Genomic DNA, 8,341 nt, shown 5'->3' with positions numbered 1-8,341 from the left:
GGCCTCCGGGCCCCGCCCCTACTCGGTCCCGCCGCCCTCGCCTACGCTGGCTGCCATGCCCACGCTGCTCCTCGTCCGGCACGGCCGGTCCACCGCCAACACCTCCGGACTGCTGGCCGGACGCACCCCCGGCGTCGAGCTGGACGAGCTCGGCGCCGCCCAGGCCGCCGCCCTGCCCGCGCGCCTGGCGGCGCTCCCGCTGGCCGCCGCGGTCCACAGCCCGCTGGAGCGCTGCCGCCAGACCCTGGCACCGCTGGCCGCCGCCAGGCCGGACCTGCCGCTGTACACCGAGGAGCGCGTCGGCGAGTGCGACTACGGCGACTGGACCGGCCGCAAGCTCGCCGAGCTGAACGAGGAGCCGCTGATGGCCACCGTCCAGCAGCACCCCTCGGCCGCGGCCTTCCCCGGCGGCGAGACGATGCGCGGTATGCAGGCCCGGGCGGTGGAGGCCGTACGGGAGTGGAACGAGCGGATCGAGCGGGAGCACGGGCCGGACGCCACCTACCTGGTGTGCTCGCACGGCGACATCATCAAGTCGCTGGTCGCCGACGCCCTCGGCATGCACCTGGATCTCTTCCAGCGCCTCCACGTCGAGCCCTGCTCGGTCACCGCCGTCCGCTACACCCCGCTGCGCCCCTTCCTGCTGCGGCTGGGCGACACCGGCGACCTCGCCTCGCTCGCCCCGCGCGAGGCGGACGCCGCGCACGGCACGCCGCAGGCGGGCGGCGACGGCGGCGCGGTCGTCGGGGGCGGCGCCTGACACGGTGACGGGTGCGGTGGTCGGCACGGTGATCGCCGGGCGCAGTAGGGTGCCAGTGTCCCAGCAGTCGACCGATGGAGCAGGAACGTGTCCCGTCAGGTGTTCCTCTACGACCCCCCGGAACGCTTCGTGGCCGGCACGGTCGGGCTGCCTGGCCGCCGGACGTTCTTCCTCCAGGCGTCCGCGGCCGGCCGCACCACCAGCGTCGCCCTGGAGAAGGCGCAGGTCGAGGCGCTCGCCGAGCGCATAGACGAACTCCTGGACGAGGTCGTGCGGCGTACCGGCGGCAGCGCCCCGGTGCCGGCCGTCGCGCCCGCCGAGACGGCCGACAACGCCCCTCTGCGGACTCCGGTGGAGGAGGAGTTCCGGGTCGGCACCATGGCGCTGGCCTGGGACGGCGAGGACGAGTGCGTGATCGTGGAGGCGCAGGCCCTCGTCGAGATCGAGGCCGACTCCGACGAGGACCTGGCCGAGGCCGAGGAGAGGCTGCTGAGGGACGACGAGAACGGCCCGCCGGTGCTGCGCGTGAGGATCAGCGGCACCATGGCCCGGGCCTTTGCCAAACGCGCCATGGAGGTCGTCAAGGCCGGCCGGCCGCCGTGCCCGCTGTGCAGTCTGCCGCTCGATCCGGAGGGACACGTATGCCCGCGCCAGAACGGATACCGCCGCGGCCTGTGAGGCCGGAGGCGGACCTCGGCGGCTCACCGCCGGCCGAACTGCTGGCCCGCGGTGAGCTGACGGTGCGCGGTCGTCTCGGCGGCGCCTCCAACGCGGTGCTGTACTGCACGGTCGCCGAGGCGGACGCGGAAGGCGGGGACGGCGGACGGCAGGTGCCCTGCGTCTACAAGCCGGTACGCGGGGAGCGCCCGCTGTGGGACTTCCCCGACGGCTCCCTCGCCCGGCGCGAGGTGGCCGCCTACGAGGTCTGCGAGGCCCTGGGCTGGCATCTGGTGCCGCCGACCGTGCTGCGCGACGGCCCGTACGGCGAGGGCATGTGCCAGCTGTGGATCGGACCCCGTCCGGACGGGGCACAGGAGCCGCACGGGGCACAGGAGCGGGACGGGCGGGAGGAACCGGAAGGCGGCGGGCCCGCCGCCGCGGAACTGCTCGCACTGGTGGAGGAGGGGGAGCCGGGGCCGGGCTGGAAGCCCGTCGTCCCGGTCGGCGTGGGCGGGGACCGCACCGCGCTGCTGGTGCACGCCGACGATCCCCGCCTGCGCCGGCTGGCCGTCCTCGACGCGGTGATCAACAACGCCGACCGCAAGGGCGGGCATCTGCTGACCGGCCCGGACGGGGAGCTGTACGGCATCGACCACGGTGTGACCTTCCACACCGACGACAAGCTGCGCACCCTGCTGTGGGGCTGGGCGGGCGAGCCGCTGCCGAAGGAGGCGCTTCAAGCGCTGCGCGGCCTGTCCGCCGCACTGGCCGGCGGCGGGCCGCTCGCCACCCGGCTGGCCGAACTGATCACCCCCGCCGAGCTGGACGCCCTGCGCAAGCGGACCGACGCCCTGATCGCCGCCGGCCGCCACCCGCTGCCCGGCGGCGGCTGGCCCGCGATCCCCTGGCCGCCCGTCTGAGCCGCCCCTCTGAGCCGCCCGTCTGGTCCGCCCGGTCCCTCCGTCCGGTCCGCCCGTGCGGGTGGATCCGGCCGGCGACGCCCCGTCAAGCGGGCCACACCGGCCGCGGCACCCGGTTCAGGCCATTGCGCGCATCCCGTTCGTGGACGGTACCGCGTGCCGGTTACGCTCATGACCATGCATGCCTGGCCCGCTTCCGAGGTGCCCGCCCTGCCAGGTCAGGGCCGAGACCTCAGCCTCCACGACACCGCGACCGGCGGACGGGTGACCCTCGCCCCCGGTCCCGTCGCCCGCCTCTACGTCTGCGGCATCACGCCGTACGACGCGACCCACATCGGGCACGCGGCGACCTACAACGCGTTCGACCTCGTGCAGCGCGTGTGGCTCGACACCAAGCGGCAGGTCCACTACGTGCAGAACGTCACCGACATCGACGACCCGCTGCTGGAGCGGGCCGCCGACACCGGTGAGGACTGGACGGCGCTGGCCGAGCGCGAGACGGCCCTCTTCCGCGAGGACATGACCGCCCTGCGGATGCTCCCGCCCAGGCACTACATCGGGGCCGTGGAGTCCATACCCGGGATCGTCCCCGTCATCGAGCGGCTGAGGGAGACCGGCGCCGCCTACGACCTCGACGGCGACGTCTACTTCTCCGTCGCCGCCGACCCCCACTTCGGCGAGGTCTCCGGCCTGGACGCCGAGACGATGCGGCACCTGTCGGCCGAGCGCGGCGGCGACCCGGACCGCCCCGGCAAGAAGAACCCGCTCGACCCGCTGCTGTGGATGGCCGCCCGCGAGGGCGAGCCCTCCTGGGACGGCGGCTCGCTCGGGCCCGGCCGCCCCGGCTGGCACGTCGAGTGCGTCGCCATCGCGCTGGACCACCTGGGCATGGGCTTCGACGTCCAGGGCGGCGGCTCCGACCTGGCCTTCCCCCACCACGAGATGGGAGCCTCGCACGCGCAGGCGCTCACCGGTCGGTACCCCTTCGCCCGCGCCTACGTCCACGCCGGGATGGTCGCCCTCCACGGCGAGAAGATGTCCAAGTCCAAGGGGAACCTGGTCTTCGTCAGCGCGCTGCGCCGCGACGGCACCGACCCGGCCGCCGTCCGCCTGGCCCTGCTGGCCCACCACTACCGCGCCGACTGGGAGTGGACGGACGCCGTCCTCGACGAGGCCGTGGCCCGGCTCGGGCGCTGGCGGGCGGCCGTCTCCCGTCCCGACGGCCCGCCGGCCGACGCGCTGGTGGAGGAGATCCGCGCCGCCCTCGCCGACGACCTCGACGCCCCCGCCGCGCTGGCCGCGGTCGACCGCTGGGCCGAGCGCCAGAACGCGGACGGCGGTACGGACACCGGCGCACCCGGTTTGGTGTCGCGGGCCGTGGACGCCCTGCTGGGCGTCGCGCTCTGAGCCTCCGGCCGCGCGACGGAAGGCGTCGGGGGCGCCCGCCGTTCGGCGGGCGCCCCCGACGCCTCGTACCGTGCCGCTGTGCGCTGTCCGCTCAGCGGTCCTTCTCCGGGCCCTGGGGGCCGCCCTCCTCGTCTTCCGCGCCGTCCCCGCCCTCCGGGCCGCCGCCCCCGTCCTCGGGGCCCCGCGCACCGCGCTCCGGGCCGCCTTCCGGTGGCTCCGGCGGCCTCGCCGGACGCGTACGCCCCCCGGCCGAGGTGTCGCGCAGGTACGAGCCGCCCTCGGCGGCCGTACCGCCCCCGGCGTGGCCGCCGGGCTGGCCGTCCCGCCGCCGCAGATAGCGCTCGAACTCCTTGGCGATCGCCTCGCCCGACGCCTCCGGCAGCTCCGCGGTGTCCCGGGCCTCCTCCAGCGACTGCACGTACTCGGCCACCTCGTTGTCCTCGGCGGCGAGCTGGTCCACGCCCAGCTGCCAGGCCCGGGCGTCCTCCGGCAGCTCGCCCAGCGGGATCCGCACGTCGAGCAGGTCCTCCAGGCGGTTGAGCAGGGCGAGGGTCGCCTTCGGGTTGGGCGGCTGCGAGACGTAGTGCGGTACCGCGGCCCACAGGCTCACCGCCGGTACGCCCGCGTGGCCGCACGCCTCCTGGAGGATGCCGACGATGCCGGTGGGGCCCTCGTACCGGGACTCCTCCAGATCCATCGTGCGGGCCAGGTCCGGGTCGGAGGTGACGCCCGTGACCGGGACCGGCCGGGTGTGCGGGGTGTCCCCGAGCAGCGCGCCGAGCACGACGACCATCTCCACGCCCAGCTCGTGGGCGAACCCCAGGATCTCGTTGCAGAAGGACCTCCAGCGCATGCTCGGCTCGATACCGCGCACCAGCACCAGATCACGGGCGCGGCCCCGGCCGTCGGCGTCGCCGACCCGTACCACCGACAGGCGGGTCGTCGGCCAGGTGATCCTGCGCACACCACCCTCCAGCCACACCTGGGGGCGGTTGACCTGGAAGTCGTAGTAGTCCTCGGCGTCCAGCGCCGCGAACACCTCGCCCTTCCACTCCCGCTCCAGATGCGCGACCGCGGCGGAGGCGGCGTCACCGGCGTCGTTCCAGCCTTCGAACGCGGCCACCATGACCGGGTCGACCAGCTCGGGAACTCCCTCGAGCTCGATCACCCAGTGCCTCCTTCCGGCCGACCGGAGCACTCGCTCCGTACCGGCTGACGTTCCATTACCGTGCGGGCCCAGCCTACGGCGTGACCGTGCCCGCGCCGCAGCCATGGCACTCCTTCCCGGGCCGTGCGGCGATGATCCGTCCGGATACCGTCGCAGCCGCCCACGGCGCGCGGGCCCGTACGGCGGGCGGCAGGCCGCGCCGTACGGGCCCGCGGAGCGCCGGGGCGCGGGGGTCAGGGCCGGCGCCCCTCCAGCACCTTCGCGACCCTGGCGCGGACATCCTCGGTGTCCAGACCGCGGACGGTCAGCGTGGTGCGGCGGCGCAGCACGTCGTCCGCCGTCGCGGCCCACTCGCGGTCGCGGGCGTAGACGACCTGCGCCCAGATCTCCGGGGCGTCCGGGTGGACGCGCTCGCCCAGCGCCGGGTCCTCGTGCACCAGGCGGGCGATGTCGAACGCCAGCGCTCCGTAGTGGGTGGCCAGGTGCCTGGCGGTCAGCGGGTCGAGCCGGGTGCCCGGCTCGCGGTCCACCAGCAGCCGGTGGGCGACCGCGTCCGGATTGGCCACCCCCGGCAGCGGCACCCGCCGCACCAGCTCGGAGACCGGGACGGCGTCCTCGGCGAAACCGGTCCGCGCGGTGCCCGGCAGCGCCGCCAGCTTCCGCAGGACGGTGCGGCCGATGTGCCGGTAGGTGGTCCACTTGCCGCCCGCGACCGAGAGCATCCCGCCGCGGCCCTCGGTGAGGACCGTCTCCCGCCTGGCCGACTCCACACCGCCCGGGCCGCCGGGCAGCACCCGCAGGCCCGCGAAGGCGTAGGTCACCAGATCCGACGAGAGTTGCTCGTCGCGCACGGAGAAGGCGGCCTCGTCCAGGATCTGCCGGACGTCGGCGTCGGTGGCCGACACGTCGGCCGGGTCGCCCTCGTAGGCCTCGTCGGTGGTGCCCAGCAGCAGGTGGTCCTCCCAGGGGAGGGCGAAGGTGATGCGGTACCTGTCGACGGGCGTGGCCAGCGCCGCCCGCCACGGCGCCGTACGCCTCAGCACCAAGTGCGCGCCCTTGGACAGCCTGACGCTGGGCGCCGCGCCCGCGTACTCCATTCGCCTCAGGTGATCCACCCACGGTCCGGTGGCGTTGAGCACCAGCCGGGCGTCCACCTTGAACTCCGTGCCGTCCAGCCGGTCCTTCAGCTCCGCGCCGGTGACCCGGCCGTGGGTGAAGCGCAGGCCGGTGACCTCGGCGTGGTTGAGGACGACCGCGCCGGAGTCCACGGCGGCGCGGACGGTCATCACCGCGACCCGGGAGTCGTTCATCTGGTGGTCGCCGTAGACCGCGACCGCCTTGAGGCCCTCGGTGCGCAGCGCCGGGTTGTCGGCGGCGGCCTTCGCCGGGGAGATCAGCCGGCCCACCCCGTCGCCGAAGGCGGACAGGGCGGAGTAGGCGAAGACGCCCGCGCCGAGCTTGGCCGCGCCGTGCGGGCCGCCCCGGTAGACCGGAAGGTGGAAGGTGAGCGGGTTGACCAGGTGCGGGGCCACGTCCTTGGCCAGCACCCGCCGCTCGTGGTGGTTCTCGGCGACCAGCCTCACCGCGCCGGTCTGCAGGTAGCGCAGCCCGCCGTGGACCAGCTTGGAGGAGGCGGAGGAGGTGGCGCCGGCGAAGTCGCCGGCGTCCACCATCGCCACCCGCAGCCCCGACTGCGCCGCGTGCCAGGCGACCGAGGTGCCCAGGATGCCGCCGCCGACGACCAGCAGGTCGAAGACCGCGCCGTCCAGCACCTCCCGCCTCTGGGCACGGCCCGGGTCCGGGCCGGCGGCCGGGCGCGCCCCGAGGGTGGGGGCGCTTTTGAGGGTGTTCATGTGGATCAGTTCTCCTCTTCGAGCCAGCCCATGGTCCGCTCCACGGCCTTGAGCCAGTTCTTGTACTCGCGTTCGCGTGCGTCGGCCTCCATCCGGGGCGTCCACTCCGCGGCCCGCCGCCAGTTGGCGCGCAGGGCGTCGGTGTCCGGCCAGAAGCCGACGGCCAGGCCGGCCGCGTAGGCGGCGCCCAGGCAGGTGGTCTCGGCGACCATCGGCCGGACGACCGGGGCGTCCAGGACATCGGAGATGCACTGCATCAGCAGGTTGTTGCTGGTCATGCCGCCGTCCACTCTCAGGGCGGTCAGCTCGACGCGGGAGTCCTTCTCCATCGCGTCGACGATCTCGCGGGTCTGCCAGGCCGTCGCCTCCAGCACCGCGCGGGCGATGTGCGCCTTGGTGACGTAGCGGGTCAGGCCCGCTATGACGCCCCGGGCGTCGGAGCGCCAGTAGGGGGCGAACAGCCCGGAGAAGGCGGGGACGAAGTAGGCGCCGCCGTTGTCCTCGACCGAGCTGGCCAGCGTCTCGATCTCGGCGGCGCTGTTGATCAGGCCCATCTGGTCACGCATCCACTGGACCAACGAACCGGTGACCGCGATCGATCCCTCCAGTGCGTACACCGGGTCCTGGTCGCCGATGCGGTACCCGACGGTGGTCAGCAGGCCGTTGTAGGAGTTGACGGCCTCGGAACCGGTGTTGAGCAGCAGGAACGTGCCGGTTCCGTACGTCGACTTGGCCTCGCCCGGCGAGAAGCAGGTCTGGCCGAACAGCGCGGCCTGCTGGTCGCCCAGCGCGGAGGCCACCGGAACGCCCGCCAGTGCTCCGCGGGCCTCGCCGTAGACCTCGGCGGAGGAGCGGATCTCGGGCAGCACCGCCATGGGCACGCCCATGGACTCGCAGATGCGCGGGTCCCAGTCCAGGGTGCGCAGGTTCATCAGCAGGGTGCGGGAGGCGTTGGTGACGTCGGTGACGTGCACGCCGCCGTCCGTGCCGCCGGTGAGGTTCCAGATCACCCAGGAGTCCATCGTGCCGAAGAGGATCTCGCCGGCCTCGGCGCGCTCGCGCAGTCCTTCGACGTTGTCCAGCAGCCAGCGGATCTTCGGGCCGGCGAAGTAGGAGGCGAGCGGCAGGCCGGTCTCGCGGCGGAAGCGGTCCTGCCCGACGTTGCGGCCCAGTTCCCGGCAGAGCGCGTCGGTGCGGGTGTCCTGCCAGACGATGGCGTTGTGGACCGGCTCGCCGGTGGCCCTGTCCCACAGCAGCGTCGTCTCGCGCTGGTTGGTGATGCCCAGCGCCCGTACGTCCTCGCGCGTGATGCCCGCCCTGTCCAGGGCCTCGGCGATCACCTCCTGGACGTTGGCCCAGATCTCGGCGGCGTCGTGCTCGACCCGGCCGGGCTCGGGGAAGATCTGCTCGTGCTCCTTCTGGCCGACCGAGACGATGCGGCCGTCCCGGTCGAAGACGATGCAGCGGCTGGAGGTGGTGCCCTGGTCGATGGCGGCGATGAACTCGCGGCGGGTGTCGCTCATGTCGGGGTGCTCCAAGGGTGGGCGGCGGGATGGCGCCGGGGGATCGAGGG

The 8,341-nt window shown here is 74.3% G+C and carries 7 protein-coding genes; 4 read left to right on the top strand and 3 right to left on the bottom strand.

The features are described 5' to 3' along the window. The first annotated feature begins 55 nt into the window (after positions 1-55). The 4 genes from L7D48_RS22385 to mshC all read left to right on the top strand — a co-directional run bounded on the left by L7D48_RS22385 (position 56) and on the right by mshC (position 3,747). A complete protein-coding gene (locus tag L7D48_RS22385; protein ID WP_237881811.1) occupies positions 56-760 on the top strand; it encodes a histidine phosphatase family protein in 705 nt (234 codons plus the stop codon). Between the two features lie 87 nt (positions 761-847). Then, positions 848-1,438 (top strand): DUF3090 domain-containing protein, encoded by a 591-nt coding sequence (locus tag L7D48_RS22380; RefSeq protein WP_237881809.1) that lies wholly within the window; start codon positions 848-850, stop codon positions 1,436-1,438. Further along, positions 1,402-2,340 (top strand): SCO1664 family protein, encoded by a 939-nt coding sequence (locus L7D48_RS22375; protein WP_237881807.1) that lies wholly within the window; start codon positions 1,402-1,404, stop codon positions 2,338-2,340. The genes L7D48_RS22380 and L7D48_RS22375 overlap by 37 nt, the downstream gene beginning before the upstream one ends. Positions 2,341-2,517: 177 nt before the next feature. Then, a complete protein-coding gene (mshC, locus tag L7D48_RS22370) occupies positions 2,518-3,747 on the top strand; it encodes a cysteine--1-D-myo-inosityl 2-amino-2-deoxy-alpha-D-glucopyranoside ligase (protein WP_237881805.1) in 1,230 nt (409 codons plus the stop codon). A 91-nt stretch (positions 3,748-3,838) separates the two neighbouring features. Here the strand turns inward: mshC and L7D48_RS22365 are convergent, their stop codons facing one another. From L7D48_RS22365 to glpK, 3 genes are all read right to left on the bottom strand, one after another. Next, entirely contained in the window at positions 3,839-4,915 is a 1,077-nt protein-coding gene (locus tag L7D48_RS22365; protein ID WP_237881803.1) for a PAC2 family protein, read from the bottom strand. A gap of 233 nt (positions 4,916-5,148) precedes the next feature. Further along, positions 5,149-6,768: a glycerol-3-phosphate dehydrogenase/oxidase gene (locus tag L7D48_RS22360; protein WP_237881801.1), complete on the bottom strand. Its 1,620-nt coding sequence runs from the start codon at positions 6,766-6,768 to the stop codon at positions 5,149-5,151. A 5-nt stretch (positions 6,769-6,773) separates the two neighbouring features. Further along, on the bottom strand, positions 6,774-8,291 hold the full coding sequence (gene glpK, locus L7D48_RS22355; RefSeq protein ID WP_237881799.1) for a glycerol kinase GlpK: 1,518 nt from the start codon (positions 8,289-8,291) through the stop codon (positions 6,774-6,776). Positions 8,292-8,341: the final 50 nt, after the last annotated feature.

It is taken from the genome of Streptomyces sp. ICN903 (assembly GCF_022015835.1).
Lineage (GTDB): Bacteria > Actinomycetota > Actinomycetes > Streptomycetales > Streptomycetaceae > Streptomyces > Streptomyces fenghuangensis.
Note: the sequence above shows the minus strand (reverse complement) of the source record. Positions and strands in the feature narration are given on the sequence as shown.

What these genes read in the sequence shown, in the direction of transcription:
- glpK (WP_237881799.1), bottom strand. Translation starts at nt 8,291, where the DNA reads ATGAGCGACACCCGCCGCGAGTTCATCGCCGCCATCGACCAGGGCACC.
- L7D48_RS22375 (WP_237881807.1), top strand. Translation starts at nt 1,402, where the DNA reads ATGCCCGCGCCAGAACGGATACCGCCGCGGCCTGTGAGGCCGGAGGCG.
- L7D48_RS22360 (WP_237881801.1), bottom strand. Translation starts at nt 6,768, where the DNA reads ATGAACACCCTCAAAAGCGCCCCCACCCTCGGGGCGCGCCCGGCCGCC.
- mshC (WP_237881805.1), top strand. Translation starts at nt 2,518, where the DNA reads ATGCATGCCTGGCCCGCTTCCGAGGTGCCCGCCCTGCCAGGTCAGGGC.
- L7D48_RS22385 (WP_237881811.1), top strand. Translation starts at nt 56, where the DNA reads ATGCCCACGCTGCTCCTCGTCCGGCACGGCCGGTCCACCGCCAACACC.